Source organism: Arthrobacter sp. MA-N2 (assembly GCF_000517125.1).
In the GTDB taxonomy this organism is placed as follows: Bacteria; Actinomycetota; Actinomycetes; order Actinomycetales; family Micrococcaceae; genus Arthrobacter; species Arthrobacter methylotrophus.
The window spans coordinates 325,719-348,006 of record NZ_KI912156.1 but is presented as its reverse complement, the minus strand read 5'-3'; the positions used below and the strand labels follow the sequence as shown (position 1 = coordinate 348,006).

25 protein-coding genes are annotated in these 22,288 nt (G+C 63.8%); 18 read left to right on the top strand and 7 right to left on the bottom strand.

The window, feature by feature from the left end; translation table 11 throughout:
* Positions 1 to 175: 175 nt before the first annotated feature.
* Positions 176 to 865: a TetR/AcrR family transcriptional regulator gene (locus A3M3_RS26085; RefSeq protein ID WP_051423413.1), complete on the top strand. Its 690-nt coding sequence runs from the start codon at positions 176 to 178 to the stop codon at positions 863 to 865.
* Positions 866 to 1,030: 165 nt separating this feature from the next.
* On the opposite strand, the gene A3M3_RS27120 is transcribed toward A3M3_RS26085, so the two are convergent.
* Positions 1,031 to 2,341, bottom strand: a complete 1,311-nt coding sequence (locus A3M3_RS27120; protein ID WP_051423412.1) for an acetyl-CoA hydrolase/transferase C-terminal domain-containing protein — start codon at positions 2,339 to 2,341, stop codon at positions 1,031 to 1,033.
* Positions 2,342 to 2,444: 103 nt separating this feature from the next.
* Here A3M3_RS27120 and A3M3_RS0119865 point away from each other — a divergent pair, with 103 nt between their 5' ends.
* From A3M3_RS0119865 to A3M3_RS0119850, 4 genes are read left to right on the top strand one after another with little or no spacing between them, the layout of a single operon-like run.
* Positions 2,445 to 3,641 carry an acyl-CoA dehydrogenase family protein gene (locus tag A3M3_RS0119865; protein WP_231497371.1) on the top strand — a complete coding sequence of 399 codons (1,197 nt, stop codon included), beginning with the start codon at positions 2,445 to 2,447 and terminating at the stop codon, positions 3,639 to 3,641.
* Positions 3,642 to 3,693: 52 nt separating this feature from the next.
* Positions 3,694 to 4,458 (top strand): electron transfer flavoprotein subunit beta/FixA family protein, encoded by a 765-nt coding sequence (locus A3M3_RS0119860; RefSeq protein ID WP_028267805.1) that lies wholly within the window; start codon positions 3,694 to 3,696, stop codon positions 4,456 to 4,458.
* 17 nt (positions 4,459 to 4,475) lie between these two features.
* A complete protein-coding gene (locus tag A3M3_RS0119855) occupies positions 4,476 to 5,453 on the top strand; it encodes an electron transfer flavoprotein subunit alpha/FixB family protein (protein WP_028267804.1) in 978 nt (325 codons plus the stop codon).
* A gap of 43 nt (positions 5,454 to 5,496) precedes the next feature.
* Positions 5,497 to 6,444, top strand: coding sequence for a cytochrome b/b6 domain-containing protein (locus A3M3_RS0119850; RefSeq protein ID WP_028267803.1), 948 nt, complete (start codon positions 5,497 to 5,499; stop codon positions 6,442 to 6,444).
* Positions 6,445 to 6,456: 12 nt separating this feature from the next.
* Here the strand turns inward: A3M3_RS0119850 and A3M3_RS0119845 are convergent, their stop codons facing one another.
* The gene (locus A3M3_RS0119845; RefSeq protein ID WP_028267802.1) at positions 6,457 to 6,942 is read right to left on the bottom strand and encodes an HtaA domain-containing protein; all 486 of its coding nucleotides are present in this window, start codon (positions 6,940 to 6,942) and stop codon (positions 6,457 to 6,459) included.
* A 675-nt stretch (positions 6,943 to 7,617) separates the two neighbouring features.
* Positions 7,618 to 8,229 (bottom strand): NADPH-dependent FMN reductase, encoded by a 612-nt coding sequence (locus A3M3_RS0119835; protein WP_028267801.1) that lies wholly within the window; start codon positions 8,227 to 8,229, stop codon positions 7,618 to 7,620.
* A 155-nt stretch (positions 8,230 to 8,384) separates the two neighbouring features.
* On the opposite strand from A3M3_RS0119835, the gene A3M3_RS0119830 reads away from it, so the two are divergent.
* From A3M3_RS0119830 to A3M3_RS0119820, 3 genes are read left to right on the top strand one after another with little or no spacing between them, the layout of a single operon-like run.
* Positions 8,385 to 9,593 carry a Re/Si-specific NAD(P)(+) transhydrogenase subunit alpha gene (locus tag A3M3_RS0119830; protein WP_028267800.1) on the top strand — a complete coding sequence of 403 codons (1,209 nt, stop codon included), beginning with the start codon at positions 8,385 to 8,387 and terminating at the stop codon, positions 9,591 to 9,593.
* Positions 9,593 to 9,964: an NAD(P) transhydrogenase subunit alpha gene (locus A3M3_RS26070; protein ID WP_051423411.1), complete on the top strand. Its 372-nt coding sequence runs from the start codon at positions 9,593 to 9,595 to the stop codon at positions 9,962 to 9,964. The genes A3M3_RS0119830 and A3M3_RS26070 overlap by 1 nt, the downstream gene beginning before the upstream one ends.
* 14 nt (positions 9,965 to 9,978) lie before the next feature.
* On the top strand, positions 9,979 to 11,334 hold the full coding sequence (locus A3M3_RS0119820) for an NAD(P)(+) transhydrogenase (Re/Si-specific) subunit beta (RefSeq protein ID WP_442853130.1): 1,356 nt from the start codon (positions 9,979 to 9,981) through the stop codon (positions 11,332 to 11,334).
* 5 nt (positions 11,335 to 11,339) lie between these two features.
* On the opposite strand, the gene A3M3_RS27695 is transcribed toward A3M3_RS0119820, so the two are convergent.
* Together A3M3_RS27695 and A3M3_RS0119805 are read right to left on the bottom strand one after the other, a co-directional pair.
* Positions 11,340 to 11,444 carry a helix-turn-helix domain-containing protein gene (locus tag A3M3_RS27695; RefSeq protein WP_442853129.1) on the bottom strand — a complete coding sequence of 35 codons (105 nt, stop codon included), beginning with the start codon at positions 11,442 to 11,444 and terminating at the stop codon, positions 11,340 to 11,342.
* A 151-nt stretch (positions 11,445 to 11,595) separates the two neighbouring features.
* Positions 11,596 to 12,246 (bottom strand): hypothetical protein, encoded by a 651-nt coding sequence (locus A3M3_RS0119805; protein WP_035743409.1) that lies wholly within the window; start codon positions 12,244 to 12,246, stop codon positions 11,596 to 11,598.
* 383 nt (positions 12,247 to 12,629) lie between these two features.
* Here A3M3_RS0119805 and A3M3_RS0119800 point away from each other — a divergent pair, with 383 nt between their 5' ends.
* The 3 genes from A3M3_RS0119800 to A3M3_RS27685 all read left to right on the top strand — a co-directional run bounded on the left by A3M3_RS0119800 (position 12,630) and on the right by A3M3_RS27685 (position 14,520).
* Positions 12,630 to 13,676: an iron ABC transporter substrate-binding protein gene (locus A3M3_RS0119800; protein WP_028267797.1), complete on the top strand. Its 1,047-nt coding sequence runs from the start codon at positions 12,630 to 12,632 to the stop codon at positions 13,674 to 13,676.
* 51 nt (positions 13,677 to 13,727) lie between these two features.
* On the top strand, positions 13,728 to 14,222 hold the full coding sequence (locus tag A3M3_RS0119795) for a VanZ family protein (RefSeq protein WP_035743407.1): 495 nt from the start codon (positions 13,728 to 13,730) through the stop codon (positions 14,220 to 14,222).
* A 94-nt stretch (positions 14,223 to 14,316) separates the two neighbouring features.
* Positions 14,317 to 14,520 (top strand): cold-shock protein, encoded by a 204-nt coding sequence (locus A3M3_RS27685; protein ID WP_035743560.1) that lies wholly within the window; start codon positions 14,317 to 14,319, stop codon positions 14,518 to 14,520.
* A gap of 272 nt (positions 14,521 to 14,792) precedes the next feature.
* Here the strand turns inward: A3M3_RS27685 and mscL are convergent, their stop codons facing one another.
* Positions 14,793 to 15,218 (bottom strand): large conductance mechanosensitive channel protein MscL, encoded by a 426-nt coding sequence (gene mscL, locus A3M3_RS26060; protein ID WP_035743405.1) that lies wholly within the window; start codon positions 15,216 to 15,218, stop codon positions 14,793 to 14,795.
* Positions 15,219 to 15,486: 268 nt separating this feature from the next.
* Here mscL and A3M3_RS0119780 point away from each other — a divergent pair, with 268 nt between their 5' ends.
* Positions 15,487 to 16,551, top strand: coding sequence for an FUSC family protein (locus tag A3M3_RS0119780; protein ID WP_197023337.1), 1,065 nt, complete (start codon positions 15,487 to 15,489; stop codon positions 16,549 to 16,551).
* 150 nt (positions 16,552 to 16,701) lie between these two features.
* Positions 16,702 to 17,472, top strand: a complete 771-nt coding sequence (locus tag A3M3_RS0119775) for a GAF and ANTAR domain-containing protein (RefSeq protein ID WP_028267793.1) — start codon at positions 16,702 to 16,704, stop codon at positions 17,470 to 17,472.
* A 23-nt stretch (positions 17,473 to 17,495) separates the two neighbouring features.
* On the opposite strand, the gene phnF is transcribed toward A3M3_RS0119775, so the two are convergent.
* Positions 17,496 to 18,236, bottom strand: a complete 741-nt coding sequence (gene phnF / locus A3M3_RS0119770) for a phosphonate metabolism transcriptional regulator PhnF (RefSeq protein ID WP_028267792.1) — start codon at positions 18,234 to 18,236, stop codon at positions 17,496 to 17,498.
* Between the two features lie 173 nt (positions 18,237 to 18,409).
* Between phnF and phnG the strand changes: the two genes are divergently transcribed.
* From phnG to phnK, 5 genes are read left to right on the top strand one after another with little or no spacing between them, the layout of a single operon-like run.
* Positions 18,410 to 18,892 (top strand): phosphonate C-P lyase system protein PhnG, encoded by a 483-nt coding sequence (phnG, locus tag A3M3_RS0119765; protein ID WP_051423410.1) that lies wholly within the window; start codon positions 18,410 to 18,412, stop codon positions 18,890 to 18,892.
* Positions 18,889 to 19,518: a phosphonate C-P lyase system protein PhnH gene (gene phnH, locus A3M3_RS0119760; RefSeq protein ID WP_051423409.1), complete on the top strand. Its 630-nt coding sequence runs from the start codon at positions 18,889 to 18,891 to the stop codon at positions 19,516 to 19,518. The genes phnG and phnH overlap by 4 nt, the downstream gene beginning before the upstream one ends.
* 3 nt (positions 19,519 to 19,521) lie before the next feature.
* Complete coding sequence (locus A3M3_RS0119755; protein ID WP_028267789.1) at positions 19,522 to 20,598, top strand: carbon-phosphorus lyase complex subunit PhnI; 1,077 nt, start codon at positions 19,522 to 19,524, stop codon at positions 20,596 to 20,598.
* Entirely contained in the window at positions 20,595 to 21,488 is an 894-nt protein-coding gene (locus A3M3_RS0119750; RefSeq protein ID WP_028267788.1) for an alpha-D-ribose 1-methylphosphonate 5-phosphate C-P-lyase PhnJ, read from the top strand. The genes A3M3_RS0119755 and A3M3_RS0119750 overlap by 4 nt, the downstream gene beginning before the upstream one ends.
* Positions 21,485 to 22,288 (top strand): phosphonate C-P lyase system protein PhnK, encoded by an 804-nt coding sequence (phnK, locus tag A3M3_RS0119745; protein WP_081736960.1) that lies wholly within the window; start codon positions 21,485 to 21,487, stop codon positions 22,286 to 22,288. Before A3M3_RS0119750 ends, phnK begins: the two co-directional genes overlap by 4 nt.

Genomic DNA, 22,288 nt, shown 5'->3' with positions numbered 1-22,288 from the left:
CTCGCATTGTGGGTTTGCACTCCGCCTAAGGAGGATTGTTCCGCTGATGGTGTCGGGTGTGTTCGTCATGGCGTCGGGCAGATCCCGCGGTCGCAGAATCCAGTGAAAACGACCATAGCGTCGAAACGGGGATTAGTCCACGTTTTTCGTGGAGCGTCTGGCATAGAGTGGCGGCATGGCAAAACATGACCCGTCGCGGCAACCGACGCCGCGGCGTGACCAGCTGCGTAACCGCCGGGCCCTCGTGGAGGCGGCGCGTGTCCTGTTCGCCGAACAGGGGCTTGACGTGCCGCTGGATGCGATTGCCAAGCGCGCTGGCTTGGGCAACGCCACGCTCTATCGGCATTTCCCTGACCGGCGTGGGCTGATCATCGAGGCGCTCCTGGTGAATCTGGCACGCAACCAGGAGGCCATCTCCGAGGCGATGAACTGCCAGACCGGGTGGGGAGGGTTCGCGAGGTACTTCGAGTGGCTGCTCCTCGAAACGATCAACAACCTTGGGTACATGAGCGCGCTGCGGGCAGTGCCCGAGGGAGAATCCGCCGAAGTTGACCGGCTGCGCACCACGATCCTGCGGGAATTCGAGGAACTAATAGAACGAGCCAAGGCGGAGGGCGCTTTCCGCACAGACCGGTGGATCGAAGACGTCCTGCTGGTCCTTTTCGTCCATGAACACCTGATCCGCAGGGATAGGGAAGAAGCCGTGGCTGCATCACGTCGACTGTTCTCCCTTGCCCTGGATACCCTGAGCACCCGTCCGGAACGCGGTGAGCCCCGCGAGCCCGATGAGGTCCTGACCTTGCGCCAAACGCTCGGAAACAGCCTGGCCGGACTCGCGGTCAATGCCCCCGCACTTCCCGAGTGAGCACCTCCAGAACCCCGCATGCGCCGCCATGCCGCGGCCGGTGTCTGCAGCGGACTTGTTGGTGCCGTGATGCCGGTGCAACGACAACCGAGGGGAATCGGCTTCCAACCACGGGTTCAGCAATGAAAATAGCCTGTCGCGGTGGACGAGCTGCTCCCACGTGAGTTACGTGGCATCACCGGAGGCGAGCAGTGCTGATCGATCATCCGGATGTGCGACCGATGCAATCCTCTCCCTTCGCGTATGCAGTGATATGCCTCGCAGGTCGGCCACACCGTATTCGGTGACCACGAAATCCAGGTCGTTGCCTGTGGTCGTGACAACGCCCGGGGCTGAGAGTTGCGCTGTGATGCGCGGTTCGCCGCGAGAGCTGCGCGATGGCAGGGCGAGTACGGCCGCCCCGCCCGGGCTTTGGTGGGCGGCACGCAGGAAATCGGTCTGTCCTCCTCCTGACGCCAGCCGAGCGCCGTGCATCCACTCTGCGTTGACCTGTCCGAAGAGATCGATTTGGAAGGCTGAGTTGATCGCCCAGAGGCGTGCGTGCTTGGCGAGGAGCACGGGGTCGTGGGTCTCGCTGATCGGACGCAGTCGGATCGTGTTCCCCCAGGGGCCTGGTCCCGCGTTAATGGCGAGGCCCGTGGCTACCTGCAGTCCCTGATCGACTGACTTGCCCGGGCCCCTGAATGCACCTTCCCTGATCGGCGCTAGGGCGCCCCGGGGGAGCGTTCCGGAGTGGAGGCCGATTCGACGGCGGGCTGCGAGGATGTCGGCGAGGGTGTCGGCGATGCGGCCCATGCCCAGTTGCACTGTGGCGGTATCTGGTACTAGGCCAGCCACGTTCCTGGCGATGGCATCCTGGATGGGGTCAGCCACTGGAGGCAGCATGACCGATCGTTTCACCGGTGTGAGGTCGTGCCAAATTACGCAGTCCATACCTTCTAGCGGGAGGGTTGAGCGTCCGGAATCGTATTCGTTTCCGGTGGATACTTCTACGAGCATCCTCACGCCGGGCCGTCTGGCCAGTCCGGGGGTGAAGGCGACCATGTTGCCCAGATCGAGCATGCCCGATGCAATACCCGCAACGCGTACCGCGTAAATGTCGCAGGGAAGCTTGCCTGAACCGAGCAGTCGGTCCGCATCCCAGAGCGAGATTGGCAGACAGTCGACGAGATCGGCCAGCCGGCGCGGCGCCGACCCCGCAATCACGACGATCTCCAGAGACCCTGTTTTCAGATCGTTCTCCGATTCGGCGTCCAAGAAGGCGAAAGCGCCGGAGAGGTCAGCGACCAGTAATCGCACGGATATGTCGCGGCGGCGTGCCTCCGACAGGAGGGCTGCAATCGAAGTTGTGGGCTGCTGCGGGCTCATGGCCGCCATGATCGTCACCCTCGTGCGACCTGCCAGCAGTTCGGCGGCTGCACGCTGGGCCGCCGAATCGGAGCGCCCTCCGTCTGTGAGTCCATCCGTGATGATCATGTGCCTGCCTCCGCAATGCTTGCCTTTGAACGATTATTTCCGTAATAATTATGCATATCAATATTCGAGAAATCGCGTTTGTCGCGCAAAGGAGTCACAGAAATTGAACGAGCTCACCATCGAAGAGTCGCAGAAATTGAACGAGCTCACCGTCGAACAACAGGATCTGGTGAACCTGATCAGGGAGTTCGTAGACAAGGAAGTACTCCCTATCGCGTCCGACCTCGATCACCGGGACGAGTTCCCGGAAGAGCTGGTCGAAGCCATGAAAGAGATGGGCCTCTTCGGGATCACCATTCCTGAAGAATACGGGGGATTGGGGCTCGACCTCTTCACCTATATCCTCGTCGTCAAGGAACTCTCGCGAGGCTGGATCTCCCTGTCGGGCGTGATCAATACACATTTCATGGCGGCCTGGATGATCATGACCTACGGCTCGGAAGAGCAGAAGAGAACTTACCTGCCGCGGATGGCAACGGGGGAGAGCCGCAGCGCCTATTCCATGACCGAGGCCCACGCCGGCTCCGACGTGCAGGCCATCCACACCCGGGCCCGCCGCGAGGGCGACGAGTTCGTCCTGAACGGTCAGAAAATGTGGGTCACCAACGGCCTTCGCGCCGACATGGTGATGATCCTGGCCGTCACCGACCCCGATGCGGAACCACGCCACCGTGGCATGACCGCCTTTATCGTCGAGAAGACGCCTGACGTCGGGGAGCAGCCCGGCCTAGTCGTGCCGCCCCAACTAAAGAAGCTCGGATATAAAGGCGTGGAGTCCACGGAGCTCGTTTTCGATGGCTTCCGCGTTCCTGCGAGCTCGGTTCTCGGTGGGGAGGGGATGATCGGCAAGGGCTTTAAGCAGTTTATGGCGGCGGTCGAACTCGGTCGGGTGAACGTTGGAGCACGTGCCGTCGGTCTTGCGACGTGCGCACTCGAGCAGGCGATCAAGTACGCCAAAGAGCGCGACACGTTCGGGAAGCCGATCTCGAAGCACCAAGCCATCCAGCTGAAGATCGCCCGAATGGCGACAAATCTCCGAGCCGCAGAACTACTGGTGCTGGATGCCGCCCGGCTTAAGTCGACCGGGGCGCGAGCCGACCTGGAAGCCGGTATGGCGAAGCTGTTCGCCACGGAGGTGGCAATGGAGAACGCGGCAGAGGCGATGCGCATCCACGGTGGGTACGGGTATTCACAGGAGTACATGGTCGAGCGCCTTTACCGCGACGCCCCGCTGTTAGTACTCGGTGAAGGCACCAACGAGATCCAGCACCTGGTCATAGCGTCACGGCTCCTGGACTGATTGATGGTGCGGAGAAACGCATGTCCACCACTCACGATAAGAAAGGCACACCATGAAGATCGTCGTCTTGGTGAAGCAGGTTCCCGACACGTGGGGTGAGCGAAGGCTTGATCCCGCAACCGGGTGGGTCGCTCGTGAAGCCACCGATAAGGTGGTCGACGAAATCAGCGAGCGGGCTCTCGAAGTAGCCCTCGCTATGAAGGACCATGACAAGAGTGTCGAGGTTGTGCTCCTTTGCATGGGACCGGCATCCGCCACCGACATTCTCCGCCGCGGACTGGCGATGGGCGCGGATTCCGCAATGCTGGTGTCGGACGCCGCCATTCAGGGAGCGGACCTGAAAGTCACAGCGGCTGTGCTCACCGCGGCGATCCGGACGGTCGGATTTGACCTCATCATTGCGGGCAATGAATCCACTGATGGCCGCGGCGGAGTGATCCCCTCGATGGTCGCCGAGCATCTTGGCGTCCGGAGCTTGACGGCGCTGGACTCCGTCGAAATTGGAACCGTTGTACGCGGCGTCCGAACCACAGAAAACGGTAGCATCACCGCCCACGCAACCTTACCCGCCGTCATCTCGGTGACGGAGCGCACGCCGGCGGCCCGATTCCCATCCTTCAAGGGAGTCTTGACCAGTAAACGGAAACCACTCACCGTCATCACTGCCGCCGAGCTGGGCGTGGAGGTGTCCCGCACCGCCACCGTGATCCGCGGTGTGCAGGCACGCCCCGCCCGGGTAGCCGGGCAGAAGGTTACCGACGACGGCAACGCGGGCGAGGAAATCGCCGAGTTCCTCGCGACAAACCGATTGATCTAGAAGCACCAGGAGATGACATGACTAAGGTATTGACCTACGCCGAGACCTCCGCCGGAGGAACACTCGGAAACACGGTGCCGGCGCTCCTGGCTTCGGCGGCGGCGCTCGGAACAGCCGTGGCCGTGGTGGTTGCGGCTCCAGGGCAGGGTGCTGCTCTAAAGACCGAACTAGGCCGACTGGGCGCGGCCGAGGTGTACGTCGCCGAATCCGCGGCAGCCGAAGGCATCGTGATCGGAGGAGGGCTCGAGGCGCTTTCCGCCGCCATTGAGGTGTACCGGCCGGAAATCGTGGTGCTTCCCAATAGCCGTGACGGACGCGACATTGCCGCACGGTTAGCCGTGCGCACTAACGCCGCCCTCCTCATTGACGCAGTCGAGGTTCGCGTGACCGGCGGCACGCTCGTCACGGAGCATTCGGTTTTCGGCGGCGTCTACAGCGTTGAGGCGACTACGGCCAGCCCCGGCGACCTCGTGGTCATCACGCTCCGTCAGGCCGCAGTCGAAATGCCGCCCGCGGCACAGGAGCCCACCCTCACGGTGGTGCCACTCGAAGTGGATGCGGCCCGCTTCGCCGCGGTCGACGACTTGCTGCTCACAGAGGAGGATTCCCTGCGCCCCGAGCTTCGGAGCGCAGGAATCGTCGTCTCCGGGGGGCGAGGCATCGGATCGAAGGAGAACTTCGCAATAGTCGAACAGCTTGCCGACGCCCTAGGTGCCGCCGTTGGTGCCTCACGGGCGGCCGTGGACGCCGGCTACGTCACACAAAACCTTCAGGTCGGGCAGACCGGAGTCACCGTCGCTCCCCGACTCTATATTGCGCTCGGGATCTCAGGGGCTATCCAACACCGAGCGGGCATGCAGACTGCCAAGACAATCGTCGCCGTCAACACCGACGCCGACGCGCCGGTCTTCGACATCGCCGACTTTGGAGTCGTCGGTGACGTGAACGTGGTAGTGCCTCAACTGATCGAAGCACTGCAGCGGCGGTCGTCGTGACCGGCCTCGCGACTTTCGGGCAGACGAGGAGCTGATAGAGACAATGCCTACCAGAACCGAACGTGTCGCCACGGCAGTCAACCGCCCTCTCACCCGGTTAAACCTTCTAGCCTGGCTCATCCCGTCGGCGCTATTGTTGCTCGCCGGACTGGTGCTGGGCGCGATTTATCTCCGCACACTTCCCAGCGTGCAGTTGTTCCTCGCCGACTACCCGGGACATTCCGAACTGCCGGAGAGCGCACCCGCCGGTCTTCCCGCGTGGCTTGCATGGCAACATTTCCTCAACTTCTTCTTTCTCGTCTTGATCATCCGCTCCGGCTGGCAAGTGCGCACAACAACCCGGCCCATCGCTTACTGGTCGCGTAGAACCCCGGAGCGCTTCCGAAGAACCAATCAGGCCCCGTCTCGCATTAGCGTTACCCTGTGGTTCCACCTTGCGCTCGATCTGCTGTGGATCATCAACGGAGGCCTCTTCGTCATCCTCTTGGCCGTTACCGGCCAATGGATGCGGATCGTGCCTACAAGTTGGGACATCGTGCCGAACGCGCTGTCGGCCGGCCTGCAATACCTCTCGCTCGACTGGCCGATCGAGAACGGATGGAACAATTACAACGCGCTGCAAGTTCTGGCCTACTTTGCCACGGTTTTCATCGCAGCGCCCCTGGCCTTCCTTAGCGGCATCCGGATGTCTCCGGTATGGCCAAAGGGCGCCGCCCGCCTAAATGCCCTGTACCCGATCACGGTCGCGCGAGCGATCCACCTCCCAGTGATGTTCTATTTCGTGATCTTCGTCATCGTTCACGTGACCCTCGTCTTCGCCACGGGGGCACTCCGAAACCTGAACCACATGTACTCGGGTACCGACGAAGTCAGCTGGATGGGATTTTGGGTCTTCGCGGTCTCGCTCGTGGTGACGATCGGTGCCCTAGTTGGGGCCAGACCCATGCTGCTCCGCTGGTTCGCCTCGCTCACCGGCTCGGTAACGCGCTGATCCTCGGCGGGCTCAAGGGATATCTGCCTCGTTCAATGTGATGGTGATGGGGGACATCGACGTTCCCGACGGGTACTGGCCGTTGAAGAGCATTACGCCCTCCTCACAGAGCTGCGTTGGCAGACCAATCCACTGCCGGCAGCCGTCGCGCGTTATAAAGCTCGAGGTGTCGGCAGTGACGAGTGGAATCCGTCTAGACGATTCTGTCTCAAGGACGGAGAGCGCTACCCCGTGCTCACCGAACTCGACCCAAGGGTCGGTGATCCGGACGTAGAGCAGGCCCCCGTGCGCCGACAATACGATCGTCCCTCGGAATTCGATGACTCCGTGGCCGGTCTTGCGGTCCCATCGCGCGACCTCCTTGAGGCCGAAGCGAAAGAGGTTGGGCTCAACAAAGACGGCGCCATCGTCATCAAAGTATTGGCTGTCGCCCAGATTCAGCAGATAGGTGATGAAACTTTCCTTGATCCCCCAGACGAGACCAGATTCTTCGGTCATGCGATTCCTTCGGTGGCCGGTCCAACAGCTAAAAAGCCGGATACAGCATAGGCCTATTCCTGATTTATTATCACGATACTAATTGAAATAACAGTACGGCCGGGATTCGCAACCGAATATGAACTGCGTTTTAGCCAAGCCCAGCGGACACACACTTTCATGCACGGCAGTCCGCGTCACCACGGAGAGTCGCGGTCGAAAAACATGTGGATATGCACAACTCGAAAAGGAAACCCATGAAGTCCCAGAGCGCCGGTTCTGTCAGCATGCACAGCACGGATCAATGGCAGTCCCTCGCGGGCGAGGTCGTCGAAATTTGGTGCGGCGGGGAAGTGTATCGAAAGGGTTTGGTTGATGCTGCCATGCCCGACGCATCCGGTCTGTGGCTTGCCGCAGATGGGGTTCTTCAGCGGCAATTCATAGATTCCGCTTCGGGCTTTGAGGTGTGGACTAGTCTCTATCCGCGCTCGGAGCGAGACGGAGTGGGATAGCTGCCGCACAGGAAATACGAGTGACGGGCGAACTCGATGGAATTGGATCAAGGCGGAGCATCCGGCTTACTCGAGTTGCTTTTGCACATGAGCCTTGTCTAGATGGCGCCCGGCCCAGGTGCCAGGATCTTGCCTGCCAGTTCAAGTCCCCAACGACATTTTCTGCGCAGCGAACCCACGCCCCCTACCGCGTCAGTTTGGCATCGTCAGGGTGCTCGTCGCCGATGTGCCCTGGTGCGTTGGCGGCCAGGACCCGCTGGACGAATGCGCTGTATTCCTCCATGTAGTGCCGTAGGACTTGCGCGGTGCCTTCCTCCGTAACAGATCCATCCTCCCCATAAGCCGCAGGGTCGAATTTGATGTAGGCCTCCGGGGAGTTCAACTGGGGTGCGTCGAGGAAGCTCAACACGCTGCGCATGGAGGCCTGCATGACGGCCGTGCCGATGCTGCCGGGTGAGGTGCCGATGATGCCCGTGGGCTTGCGTGCGAAGGAGTTGGTTCCCCAGGGCCGGGATCCCCAGTCGATGGCATTCTTCAGGGCGCCGGGGATGGAGCGGTTGTACTCGGGGGAGATGAACAGGATGCCGTCCGACGCGGCGATCGCGTCCTTGAGGGCCCGGCCGGCGGGAGGGTAGTCGGCGTCGTAGTCCGGGCTGTACAGGGGCAGGTCCTTGAGGGGAATCTCGGTGAATTCGAGTTCCTCGGGTGCCACGCTGATGAGCGCCTTGGACAGGATCCGGTTGATGGAGCGGCTTGAAAGGCTGCCGACGAAATATCCGATCTTGTACGTGGCCATGGCAGCGAGCTTAGTAGAGCAGTCCGAAGATGGAAATGGCCAGGCAGCCCCGGCACCTACTCCCGCCCGCGCCTTCCGCGTCCTAGACTCAAGCCAACGACCGCTCGGGGCACTCATGTTCGGAAAGGCATTGAGGTTTCGGGAAGGGAGCGCGGGTGAAACTTGGCATAGCGCGGGAACGCCTGGACGGCGAACGGCGGGTGGCCGCGACGCCGGAGACCGTCAAGCAGTTGGCAGGACTCGGGCTGGAGGTCTTGGTCGAATGCGGGGCAGGAACGGCCGCGGGCCACAGCGATGAGGACTACCGGCAGGCTGGCGCACTCATCGTCCCCGCGCTGGATCTCGCAGCCCTGAACGTTTACGCGCATGTCCGCCCCCTTGAGCCCACGACGGCGGCCGCGTTGCGCCGGGGGACCGTCACCGTGGGCCTGGCCTCGCCGTCGTCGGAGCTTCCCACCGTCCGCGCGCTCGCCGAAGCAGGCGTGACCTCGTTTGCCCTCGAGTTGGTACCACGTATTTCGCGGGCACAATCCATGGACGCGCTCACTTCCCAGGCGCTCGTGGCCGGGTACCGCTGCGTGCTCGAGGCCGCGATGCGCCTCCCGCGTTTCTTCCCGCTTTACATGACCGCGGCCGGAACCATCCCCCCGGCCCGCGTGCTGGTGCTGGGTGCCGGCGTGGCAGGCCTGCAGGCCATCGGCACCGCCAAACGGCTGGGCGCGCGCGTCTCCGCCAACGACATCCGGCCGGCGTCAGCGGACGAGGTCGCATCCATGGGCGGCACGTTCATCAAGCTCGACCTCGAGACGGCGGAGGCCTCGGGAGGCTACGCCCGAGAGCTCAGCGCAGACCGTGGCGCCTTGCAGCGCGAGCTGCTCGCCCCGCACGTGGCCCAGGCGGACGTTCTCATCACGACCGCGTCCGTCCCCGGGCGGCGGGCGCCGCTTCTGGTAAGCCGCGAGATGGTGCAGCACATGCGCCCCGGATCGGTCGTCGTCGACCTCGCCGCGGAGTCCGGCGGCAATGTGGAAGGCTCGGTGCCTGGCTTGGATCTTGAGATCCCGACGGCGGACGGCCAGGGCATGGTCACCCTGGTGGGAATGAAGGATGTCGCCTCCGCGATGCCGGCGGACGCTTCGCGGCTCTACGCGAAGAATGTCGCGAACTTCATCGCCCTCATGGCCGCGGAGGGCCAGGTGGTGCCGGACTTCGGCGATGAGGTGGTGGCAGGTGCGTGCCTGACGCACGACGGCGAGGTGCGGCATGGCCCGACGGCTGCGGCACTTGCGGCGCTATCAGCCGAGGCTGCCGAATCCGTGGGCTCCGCAGGTTCCGTCAGCTCGGCGAACGAGGGGGTTTCCTGATGGACGGCATCGCACTGCTCACGATCACCGTGTTGGCGGTGTTCGTGGGCTTCGAAGTGGTCTCCAAGGTCTCGAGCACGCTGCACACTCCCTTGATGTCCGGAGCCAACGCCATTCACGGGATTATCCTGGTGGGCGCCATCATCGTCGCCGGGCAGGCCTCGGACCCGTGGGTTCTCGCGGTAGCCTTGCTCGCCGTGGTCCTCGCTACCGCCAATTTGGTGGGCGGTTTCGTGGTGACGGACCGGATGCTGGAAATGTTCCGCGGACGGAAGCGGGATCTACCGGCGGACAAGGAACCAGTGTCCAAGACGCCCGAGTTCAAATCCCCCGAGGTCAAATCCCCCGGGGTCAAGGAGGACTTCCGGTGACCGCCATCAATCCCATGGCGACCTCGCTCCTCTACCTCGCGGCTGCCGTGTGTTTCATCCTCGCCTTGAAGGGACTGAACTCACCGCGCACGGCCAGGCGAGGCAACCTGGTGGGCGCTTTCGGTGCGGCGCTCGCCGTCTCGACGGTTTTCTTCTCGGTCAGAATGGACAACGTGCCCTGGATCCTGGGTGCGATGGTAGTCGGCTCGGGGGTGGCCGCGCCGGTCGCGCGGCAAGTGAAAATGACCCAGATGCCGCAACTCGTGGCGCTTTTCAACGGGGTGGGCGGTGGTGCAGCGGCGCTCGTGGCGCTGCTGGAACTCGCTCACACGGAGGACTCCTGGGTGCGTGTGGCCATTGTTTTCACCCTGTTGGTGGGGGCGGTGTCGTTTGCGGGTTCCGCCATCACGTTCTCCAAGCTGCAGGAGCTCATGACCACCCGACCGGTCGTGTTCCGCGGCCTGCCGACGCTCATGGGAGCGGTGCTGCTCGCAGCGGTGGGTACCGCCGTCGCCGTCGTTTTCACTGGCTCCCTCGCGCTCGCACTGGCGCTGTTGCTGCTGGGGCTCGCGGCGGGCGTGCTGCTCGTGTTGCCGGTAGGCGGCGCGGACGTGCCGATCGTGATTTCGCTGTTGAACGCCTTCACCGGACTGGCCGTCGCGGCGTCGGGATTGGTGCTGGGCAATGTGCTTTTGGTGGTGGCCGGCACGCTGGTGGGCGCCTCGGGCACCATTCTCACCCGGGCCATGGCCGCGGCCATGGGCCGTAGTGTTGCGGGTATCCTCTTCGGCGCGTTCAAGGGAGGCTCGACGGCGGGCTCGACGGCGGTGAGCGAGCGTCTCGTCCGATCCTCCAGCCCGGAGGACGTGGCCGTGCTTCTCGGCTATGCGCAGCGGGTGATCATCGTTCCCGGCTATGGGCTCGCGGTAGCCCAAGGGCAGCACACGGCCGCCGAGCTTGCGCTCACGCTTGAGGCCCGGGGGATCGAGGTGGATTTCGCGATCCACCCGGTGGCCGGTCGGATGCCGGGCCACATGAACGTCCTGCTTGCCGAAGCCAACGTTCCCTACGAGTCGCTCAAGGAAATGGGCGAGATCAACTCGGAGTTCCGCACGGCCGACGTCGCCTTGGTGGTCGGCGCGAATGACGTCGTCAATCCCGCGGCCAAGACCACTGCGGGTTCGCCGATCTACGGCATGCCCATCCTCGAAGTTGCCGACGCGCGCCAGGTGGTCTTCCTGAAGCGGTCCATGCGGCCGGGATTCGCGGGGATCGAGAACGAACTCATGTACGAACCGCAGACCACGCTGTTATTTGGCGACGCCAAGGAATCCCTGGCGAAGGTATTGAGTGCGGTTAAGGCGCTCTGATTGCCCTAGGGTGCTGGGGTTTCGGCGAGGTCGAAGTCCTTGGCCAAGCGTGAGATCCGGTAACGGACGGTGTTGTTGTGGACATGGAGGCGGGCGGCCATGGCGGAGATGTTTCACCGATCTTCAGGAGCTTCGGGATTCAACGCCAGCTATGAAAAGTTCGTCGAAGCCCTACCCGGCCCGGACTACGGTGGGTTCGTACCTCGGCGACTTCCTCGTCGAAATCGACGTTGTCGCCGTCGTTCCCTAACCCGCGGGAACTCACGGCAAACTGTCAGAAACCGCGGGACGGCGGACAGCGCCGGGACCCGGTTCGGTCTCCACATAGTAGATCGTCCCGGCACCGAGGGTACGGAAGGGGTGTGGTGCGTGACGGGTTGGCCGGTAGTTGTGTCCGAAGGGGTCGCGCACCGTCACTCGTTCAAGATGATCCAGCCGAGCGAGGAGGCCATCGACCTCCCTGAGCGTCGCGGGGTGCGCTTCTTTGCCCCCTAGGTCCAGGAGCCAAGGGGAGTCGGTGGCCTCGCTCGCGATTTCGAGGGTCAGGGTTTCAAATATTCCAGTCAGAAGGGCATCCAGGTTTGTGGGGTAGAAGCGAAGTAAACGATGCGCCTCCGGGTCCCGACGCCGGTCGTTCATCCATGTCTGACGGAGCCAAGTGAATTCCACTCGACCGAACGAGTGGCTAAGCCGAAGCGTCCGTCCTCCCTCCAACGTCAGGCGGAAGTCGTTGCCGGCGCGGTCGAAAATACTGGCCGCTTCGTTTACGGACTCCATGTCTTCGAGCATCGCCGTCTCGGAAGGGTAGTAGGTGAAATCACCGAGATCATCGACCACGACGAAGTCTTTCCGAAGCGAGCCGGGGAGCTCCGGATCGTCTGCGGCACCGTTGGTGGGGATCATGCGTTTCATGGTGAATTCAGCTCCTATGGAGAGTCGGCCCGATGATAGGAGGGCCGTTCCTTCCCTCTTATCATCACATCACCCTTAGGGGCGGCCGCTTCCGATCTTGATGGATTCCTTACACCGACGGGCAGAGATTTTGCGCACTCTTTACGGGTGGAACCGACGGTGAAGGTAGGGGGGGGCTGAGCCACGAGGCCGGTGGCCGTTCGTTTGTAACACTGAATTACCGCGCGCCCAGTATTACGCAACAATGGCATGTTGTTATTATAGTTAGGTTTGCCTTGCCTAGCTCAACCGTTCAGGAGCTGGACGAACGCTTCAACTCAACAAGCAAACACCACCCCAACACTCAAGGGTTCCGCTCCTGCCGGAACCTTCGAAAGGCCTCCATGAGATTCGGCATCAAAACCGCAACGGCCTTCGCCGCAGCCACGGCCACGCTGCTGGCTCTTTCGGCCTGTAGTGGCGCATCCACAGGGACTGCGAGCGGTAGTTCCGCGGCCGGCGGCGACAGCATCGTCGTATACAACGCGCAGCACGAAAACCTCACCGGCGCGTGGGTGGACGCCTTTACCAAGGAAACGGGAATCAAGGTCACGCTCCGCAATGGAGACGACCTTGAAATGAGCAACCAACTCAGTGAGGAAGGCAAGAACACCCCCGCGGATGTCTTCCTGACGGAAAATTCCCCGGCCATGGTCCGCATAGCGGGAGCAGGATTGCTCGCCCCCGTCGATCAGGCAACCCTCAATCAGGTACCGGCCCAGTACCGGCCCTCGACCGGCGACTGGACGGGCATTGCGGCCCGATCGACAGTGCTTGCCTACAACAAGAACAAGCTCACGCCCGAGCAGCTGCCCAAGTCCCTCATGGACCTCGCGGACCCCTCATGGAAGGGACGCATCGGCGCGTCCACTGGCGGCGCGGATTTCCAGGCCATCGTCAGCGCCATGCTTGAGCTTAAGGGAGAAGACGCAACCAAGAAGTGGCTGGAAGCCGCGAAGAGCAACTTCAAGTCCTACAAGGACGACACTCCGGTGCTCGCGGCGGTCAACTCGGGAGAGGTTGACGCCGGCGTGCTGTACCACTACTACTCCTTCGTGGACCAGGCCCAGACCGGAGAGAACAGCAAGAACGTCGATCTCCACTACTTCAAGAACCAGGACCCCGGCGCGTTCGTCAGCGTCTCCGGCGGGGCCGTCCTGGCCTCCAGCAAGAAGCAGGCCCAGGCCCAGCAGTTCCTGAAGTTCATCACCGGCAAGGAGGGTCAACAGGTCCTTCAAACCGGCAATTCCTTTGAATACACCGTGGGCTCAGACGTGCCGGCCAACTCCAAGCTGGTACCCCTCAAGGATCTCCAGGCTCCTTCGGTGGACCCCGCCAAGCTCAATAGCGAGAAGGTCACCGAGCTGATGACCGAGGTCGGGCTTCTGTAACCAAGGCTGCTAGGCTCGCAACTGATACCCTTCTCCCGGATTGAGGTTGTTATGTCCCCTCTTATTGCCATCGGCCTGATCGGAGCTGTTGGCATCGGAGCAGCATCCATGTATTTCCGGCGCCCGGCCCGGGTGGGTCGCCGCGTTGCGTTGGCTCTCGGATGGTTTTGGGCATCCGTGGTTTTCTATGCCACCCTTGCCAGTCCTTCCGGCGGAGGTTCGGTGCTGAATCTGGTTCCGCTCGATCTGACAAACCCGCTCGACCTTAAGGACTTTGTCCTTAATGTCCTGTTGTTCCTCCCTGGAGGCGTTTTTCTTGGGATCTGGGGGATGCGCTGGACTCGAGTGCTCGTCCTCGGGTGTGGAACGTCGATGGCCATCGAAATTACCCAGTATGTGACCGCCTCCGGCCGGACGGCAGACATTAACGACGTGTTGGCGAACACCACCGGAGCTCTGATCGGCTTTCTGCTGGTCGCAGGCGTCCGCAAGGTCGTTCACCGTATGCGCGGAACTAAGCGTCAACGAATATCCTTGCGCGGCTGAACCCTGCACCGTAGCTTTGAGGAAGCGGACGTATGCGTTCGGGGGCATCGGGGTCGAAGCCGATGGTCAGTCAGATTCAGAGAAGGACACGGCTGTGGCAACAGGTATTGTCAAATGGTTCAACGCCGAAAAGGGTTTCGGCTTCATAGCCCCCGATGACGGTTCGGCGGACGTCTTTGCCCACTACTCGGCGATCGCCTCGAGTGGGTACAGATCACTGGACGAGAATCAGCGGGTCCAGTTCGACGTCGTACAAGGCCCGAAAGGCCCTCAGGCGGAGAACATCCAACCCCTGTGAGGTTAGGCCATCCATTCCCGCGGGGATGGTGGCGCCGTAAAGGTTCGTGGACAAGTAAATGAGCGCGTCCGGGTTCGAGGCTGCAAGTGCCAAGGACCCGGACAGCATTTTCATGTCCGTGACCGCGCAGGCCCTGGACGTGAGGGGCAGCATTGCGCCCCGGATCTGACCCTGCCTGACGACGCGCAAATGGCTACGGGACGCGGAGAAAACCCCGGGACGCGCGAATATGAGCCGCGCCATGGACTATCCGTGTCGCCGGGCTTTCGGAGTTACCGGGAGGCTTCCTTGTTGGCGGCCGCGAGCTCGGTCAGGAGGTCGCGGATTTCAACCAGCAGGGCGGTGTCGGCCGGCAGGGGCTCGTCCTCGGGCTCTGCGATGGAGGCCCGGCGCTTGGTCAGCTCGTTGAGCTTGTTCATGGGCGCAACGAAGATGAAGTACACCACGGCTGCCGTGATCAGGAAGGTCACGAACGCGGTGATGACCGCGCCGAAGTTGACGAAGGTCTTCGCATTGTCCGGCCAAATGGAGAAGCCCAGGCCCTCGGCGTTGACGCCGCCGGCAGCGGCGATGACAGGGTTGATGATGTTGTTGGTGAACGCCGTGACCAGGGCCGTGAACGCGGTGCCGATGACCACGGCGATGGACAACTCGATGATGTTGCCGCGAAGAACGAAGTCTTTGAAACCTTTGAGCACGGAAAATCCTCCGATGAATAAATTACGTGTGATGTGGCCGGTTTTGTGATCCCGGCCGCTAGGAACAACGGGAACGACACTACCAATCGAAGCCGTGCAGACGGCGCAGTGCGGCCCGGCGTCTTCCATTCAACGGTGGCCAATCGCTCTGCCGGGGCCCTCCCGGCGTAAGCTCTTATCGGATGCCAGTGCCGCCGTCGGGCAGTATTAGTTAGCAGTTCTTCCTTGCGCGACGCGCAAACCGAAGCAAGCAGAGGCAGGCAATCCGTTGAACTCCCTGGCAGAGATGTTCAGGATCGGTCCCAGCAACAAGGACCATCACCCGGCTCTCCGCTGTGCAGTAGGCGTATTTGTCCCGCTCATCACGCTGACCCTGATCGGGCGACTCGATTTGGCCGTTTTCGCTTCCTTCGGGGCTTTCACGGGCATCTATGGCCGCAATGAAACGCACAGCCTGCGCTTCCGCAGCCAGCTTCGAGCCGGCGGCTTGATGCTGCTGGTCATTCTCTTCGGAACGTTGACCGCCCGCGCGGCGCAACAGTGGGGGATCGGCGCGGTCGAATATTCCTGGTTCCTGACCGGCGCAACCACTTTCGTGGCCGGCGTCTGTTCCGTGGTTGCCGCATTGTGGCGGCTGCGTCCCGCCGGTTCCCTTTTCCACATCTTCGCGTTCGCCGCGATCGCCTCCATTACAGCGCAGCCCCCTTTGTGGGAAGCGCTGCTGGTCGCCGTCTTGACTACGGGCTTGTGCCTGCTGATCGGCATGTCCTCGCGGTTGGTCAAGAACCATAGGACGCCTTGGAAGCGACCGCCACCCATACGCCACACGGCCCCCGAGCGGCGGGCAGCGTGGTTGGAAGGCGGCGGCTACCTCGTAGCCGCAGGCCTCGCCGGGACGCTGGCGACGATGGCCGGTGAGTCGCTCGGCTTCGGGCACCCGTACTGGGCCATGGTGGCGGCCGTGGTCCCCTTGGTAGGTCATTCCACCCGCCACCGCATCCGTCGAGGCATCCAGAGAATCACCGGAACGCTGATCGGCCTGGTGTTACTGGCTGCCATCCTGTGGCTCAGCCCCGCGCCGTGGGCCATGGTCCTGGTAATCGCGGCCTGCCAGTTCGGGGCCGAGTTGTTTATTGCCCGGCAGTACTTCGTGGCCCAGCTTTTCGTGACCCCGCTGGCCCTGCTCGCCACGTTGCTGGCAGTCCGGGTTGACCCGGGGCTCCTACTGCGGGACCGCATCGTGGAGACCGTGATCGGGGCCGCCGTCGGCGTGGCTGTCGTCGTGGCGCCCGCAGTATGGTCCCGGCTCCGGGCGCGGCGCCTACGGGTCTAGCGGACGACGGCGAGCGGCCGCGGTTCGGGCCATTCCGGGAAAAGAACCTCTGTCCGGCGTATTCCACAAGGCTATGGTGTGTGACTGTGGACGGAGGGGCTTATTATTTCCACATACTCCCCACCCGCATATTCGCTTGGAGAACGCGCCATGCTCCCTGAAGAATCGACTCCAACCACGGTCGACCAAGTCCAGAACCTGATCCTGGAAAGTGCCGACTTCGAGGACTTCCTCAATGAACTGGCACGGTTCTCTGCCCACCAGATGGCGGGCGACGGCGATGATGCGCTCTGTGGAATAACCCTGCTACGCGAGCGGAAGGCAGTCACCATCGGGTGGAGCAGCGATGTGGCGCGCGAAGTGGACGAGATCCAGTATTCCTTGGCCCAAGGGCCGTGCTTGACGGCCGCCAAGGAGGAACGGGAAGTCCTCGTTCCGGATCTCCTTGAGGAGAACCGCTGGGGCCCGGACTACGCGAGTGCGGTTGCGTCATATGGCCTGAGGTCCGTTCTCTCCCTGCCGTTCAACCTTGAGGGCGAGGCCAAGGCAGCCCTTAACCTTTACTCCGAGGCGCCGTACAAGTTCAACGAAAGGGCCACCGACCGGGCCCGGGGCTACACACGCGAAGTATCACAGGCCCTGCGGCTTGCCGTCAGGTTCGCCGTCCATAAGGACAGTGCTGACAATCTCCGGGCTGCGATGGAGTCGCGCACGATCATTGACATTGCCGTGGGAGTTGTCATGGCGCAGAGCCGCTGCAGCCAGGAGGACGCCGTCCGGATCCTGACGGAAGCCTCGAGCAATCGCAACATTAAATTGCGGGATATTGCCAAATCCTTGGTGGATTCTGTTGGCGGAGCGGGCACCCTGACCCACTTCCAGGAGCCGGTATACCGTCAGGGCCAAAGCCAAGCGGGGTAGTTTGATTCCACATGGCACCCGCCTCAGCCGGAGGCCGGGTGCTCGACGTCGAGCTCGACGCGAGAGGCGGCGAACCGTGTGACGCCAAACTGGAGCGGGGTCCCGTCGGGCAGGGCGTCGAGTGCCCGCACCTCGAGGACCACGGACCCCACGGGAAGCCCGAGGTCCTCGGATTCCTCAGGAGTCGCATGCCTGCCGCCGACGGAGGTCGACGCGCGCACGTAGTCAGTGATCCCCAGCGCGTGCAGCGCCCCTGTGATCGTCCCGAGGGCCGCGAATTGCTGGGGAAGGCCGGGCACGGAGTCCGCGGCGTACCACTGCGTGGCCCGTGAGACCGGGACGCCGTTGACCGAACGGACCAGCTCCAGCCGGAGAGCTGGCCGGCCGTCGAGCCGCAGGCGCTCGGCGATCCCCGCGGGCGGCGCGGGCTCAATGGCGCATTCGAGCAGCTGACCGGAAGCCACGGAGCCCTCCCGGAGGCTGTCGCTCAGCCGGGTGCGGGTTCCGATGCGGTGCACGAGCGTCCCGTGTGCGGCGACGAAGGTGCCGCTTCCGCGCCGGGAGTCCACTAGTCCCTCAGCCGTGAGGGCCGAGACTGCCTGCCTGACCGTGTTGCGGTGCACCCCGAACCGGGCCGCGAGCTCGTTCTCCGATGGCAGTCTCGATCCGGAGGGGGCTGCCCCGTCGAGGATGTCGCGCCGCAGACCCTCGGCGATAAGCCGCCATGTCGAATATCCACTGGGGGACCGGGTCTGTGATGACATAGTGGTTCACCCTATCGGACCTGTGCCTTCCGGGCGGCCATCTGTTCCCAAGGTTCTCCCGCCTGTTCCGGAACGTTCACTTTGGGGGCCCGTTCCGGCAAGCCACGTCAAGTTATCTAGGCATCTAGACAACTCTAGGTTGCGGTAAGTGCGGAGGACGCGTGGAGCAAGTGATGCAAGAGGCCGGACCGGCCGGGGATGCCATCCGGGAGAGGCAGGGCTGGATGCGCACCCTCGCGATGGCCAGCGGACAAGAGCTTGAGGCCGCCTGGAAGGCCTGGACTCCCCGCCCGACGGTCGAGGCGGTCCGCGGGCCCGAGGAGGGCCTCGTGATGGTCCGGAGCAGGATCGACGCGGCTGGTGCGCGCTTCAATCTGGGCGAGGCCACTGTGACGCGGGCCACCATGCGGCTCCACGGTGGCCCGCTGACCACTGACGTGGTGGGCAGCGCGTACGTGCTCGGTAGCGATCGCGAGCATGCGCGTCTCGCGGCCATCTTCGATGGCCTGCTGACCGACGAGGACCAGCGTCCTCGCGTCATGGCCGAAGTCATCGAGCCGCTTCAATCGGCACAAGACGAGCGTGACGCGGCGAGCCGCACTGACGCCCGAAGCACTCTTGTCGACTTCTTCACGGTCGCTCGGGAGCACGAGTGAGTGCCCCCGCCGATCGGGGCCCCGCGATCCCGGCACCGGGCTTCGCCGATCCTTCAAGGGATGCCCAACGGGCGTTTCGGGCGATCCTCGACGCGCTCTCCCACCCCACTCGCAGCTATCCGCTGAGCGGACCTGCACAGCCGCCGGCGGCGCTCGGGCCGGGACTCGCCGCCGTCGCGCTGGCTATCCTCGATGAAGAATCGGCTATCTGGCTCGGCGGGGCGCTCGACGACGCGGAGGTCGCGGCGTGGCTTGAGTTCCACACCGGGGCGCGGCAGGTCGAAGCGGCCGCAGCGAACTTCGTCTTCGCGACTCCGTCCTCCATGCCCGCACTGGGGTCACTGCGCCTGGGCAGCGACGAGGAGCCGCACCTGTCGGCGACGATCGTGCTGGATGTGCGCGGGTGTGCCGGCTCCCGCCGCTTCGCGGTCCGCGGGCCCGGCATCAAGGGAACCGTGGAACTCGAGGCGCCGTGGGCCGACGCCGGCTTCGCCGGGCAGTGGCACGCCAACACGGCTGCGTTCCCACGCGGCGTCGACCTTCTGCTCATCGATGCCGAGCAGGTCTCGGCACTGCCGCGCACCACACGAATGGCGGCAGCGGCCGCCAACGGACAGGAGGGCTGAGCGGTGTACGTTGCAGTCAAAGGCGGCGAAAAGGCAATCGCCAACGCCCACGCTCTGCTAGCGAAGGAGGGGCGCGGAGCCGAGCAGTTCCCGCCGCTCGAATCCGGTGCGGTGGCAGGCCAGCTCGCAGTGCTTGTGGCCCGCGTCATGAACGAGGGCTCGCTATACGATCCCGAACTCGCGGCGCAGGCCATCCTGCAGGCCCAGGGAGACGTGCTTGAGGCCGTCACTCTGGTGCGCTCGTACCGCACCACCCTGCCCCGTTTCGGTTACACCGAACCGGTCGACACCGCGCGGCTTCCGCCGCAGCGCCGCGTCTCGGCCACGTTCAAGGACCTGCCGGGCGGCCAGCAGCTTGGGGCGACATTCGACTACACGCACCGGCTCTTTGCCGATTCCGGCGTCGACGGCCCCCTGCTCGGCGCGGGGGCTGACGTGGACCATGCGGGGGAGATGCCACGCGTCGCCGACCTGCTCGGTGCCGAAGCGCTCATGGAACCCGTGCCGGAACCATCGAGCTCCGGCGACCCCGAGCCCGCGGACCTGACCCGGGAGCCCACCGTCTTCCCCATGAGCCGGGCCGAGCGGCTCCAGTCTTTGGCCCGCGGGGACGAGGGGTTCCTGCTCAGCCTCGCGTACTCGACCCAGCGCGGCTTCGGCCGCACGCACCCGTTCGCCGGCGAGATCCGCGTCGGCGAGGTGGAGGTGGAGTTCGTTGCCCCCGGACTGGGCTTCCCGGTGCCGCTCGGGCGCATCGCGGTGACGGAATGCCATATGGTCAACCAGTTCACGGGCAACGCGGACACTCCGGCGCAGTTCACCCGCGGGTATGGACTCGTTTTCGGGCGGGCCGAACGCAAGGCGATGTCGATGTCGATCGTGGATCGGGCGCTGCGTGCCGAGGAATTCGGGGAGCGCGTCGTCGCGCCCGCACAGGACGAGGAGTTCGTGATCCACCACGCCGACAACGTGCAGGCCACCGGATTTGTGGAGCACCTCAAACTGCCGCACTACGTCGACTTTCAGGCGGAACTCGGCCTCGTGCGCAAACTGAACGCAGAACGTGAGGAAAACGCATGAGCACCGCCCGGAAGCCCAGCTACAACCCCGGCTACCTCGACGAGCAGACCAAGCGGATGATCCGCCGCGCACTGCTCAAGGCGGTCGCCATCCCCGGGTTCCAGGTCCCGTTTGCTTCCCGCGAAGTCCCCATGCCGCGAGGCTGGGGGACGGGCGGCGTCCAGGTCACGGCGTCGATCATCGGCGCGGACGACGTGCTCAAGGTCATCGACCAGGGTGCCGACGACACCACGAACGCCGTCTCGATCCGGGCCTTCTTCGCCAAAGTGACGGGCGCACGGACCACCACGCACACCGCCGAGGCATCGATCATCCAGACCCGCCACCGCATCCCCGAGGCGGAGCTGAGGGAAGGGCAGACCATGGTCTATCAGGTGCCGATCCCCGAGCCCCTGCGGTTCCTTGAGCCGCGTGAGACCGAGACGCGGCGCATGCATGCTCTCGAGGAGTACGGGCTGATCTACGTCAAGCTCTACGAGGACATCGCGAAGTACGGGCACATCGCCACGACGTACGCATACCCGGTGCTGGTCAACGGCCGCTACCTCATGGACCCCTCGCCGACGCCGAGCTTCGACAACCCCAAGCTGAACCAGAGCCCCGCCCTTCACCTGTACGGCGCGGGCCGTGAAAAGCGCATCTACGCGGTGCCACCCTACACGGATGTGGTCAGCCTCGGGTTCGAGGACCACCCATTCGAGCCGCAGCGCTTCGACCAGCCTTGCGCCGTCTGTGGCTCGACCGGGGTGTACCTCGACGAGATCATCACCGATGACGCCGGCGGCATCATGTTCGCCTGCTCTGATACCGACCACTGCGGGCAAACCGCGGCTGCCGCCGCGGGTGACGCCTATACCGAGAACGACGATACGGAGGAGCCGCAGAAATGACGCTCGACAGACTCAGTTTCGACGACGAACAACGGCCCTTGCTCGAAGTGCGGGGAGCCGGCCACCGCTACGAGGACGGCCACGGATGCCGGGACGTGAGCTTCGATCTCTGGCCCGGCGAGGTGCTCGCCGTCGTCGGCGAATCCGGCTCCGGCAAGTCGACGCTCCTCCGCACGCTTTCGCAGCACATCAGCCTCACAGAGGGAAGCATCCGCTACCGCCATGGCGACGGCACCGTCGTCGAGCTCTCCGAGCTCAGCGAGAGCCGCGTCCGCCGGCTATGGCGCACCGAGTGGGGATTCGTCCATCAGAATGCTGCGGATGGCCTCCGCATGCATGTGAGTGCCGGGGGCAACGTGGGCGAGCCGCTGATGGCGACCGGCTGGCGGCACTACGGGCAGATCCGGTCCGCCGCCGCTGAATGGCTGAAGCGGGTGGAGATCCCGGCGGACCGCATCGACGACACGCCTGCTTCCTTCTCGGGAGGCATGCGCCAGCGCCTCCAGATCGCCCGGAACCTCGTGGTCTCGCCGCGGCTGGTCTTCATGGACGAGCCGACCAGCAGCCTGGACGTTTCGGTCCAGGCCCGCCTCCTCGACCTGATCCGCACGCTCGTCGCCGATCTGGGCCTGGCAGTCGTCATCGTCACCCACGATCTGGCCGTCGCCCGCCTGATCTCGCACCGGACGCTCGTGATGAAGGACGGGTACGTGATCGAATCCGGTCTCACCGACCGCGTGCTCGACGACCCGCAGGCCGCCTACACCCAGCTCCTCGTTTCCTCGATTCTGCAAGGATGA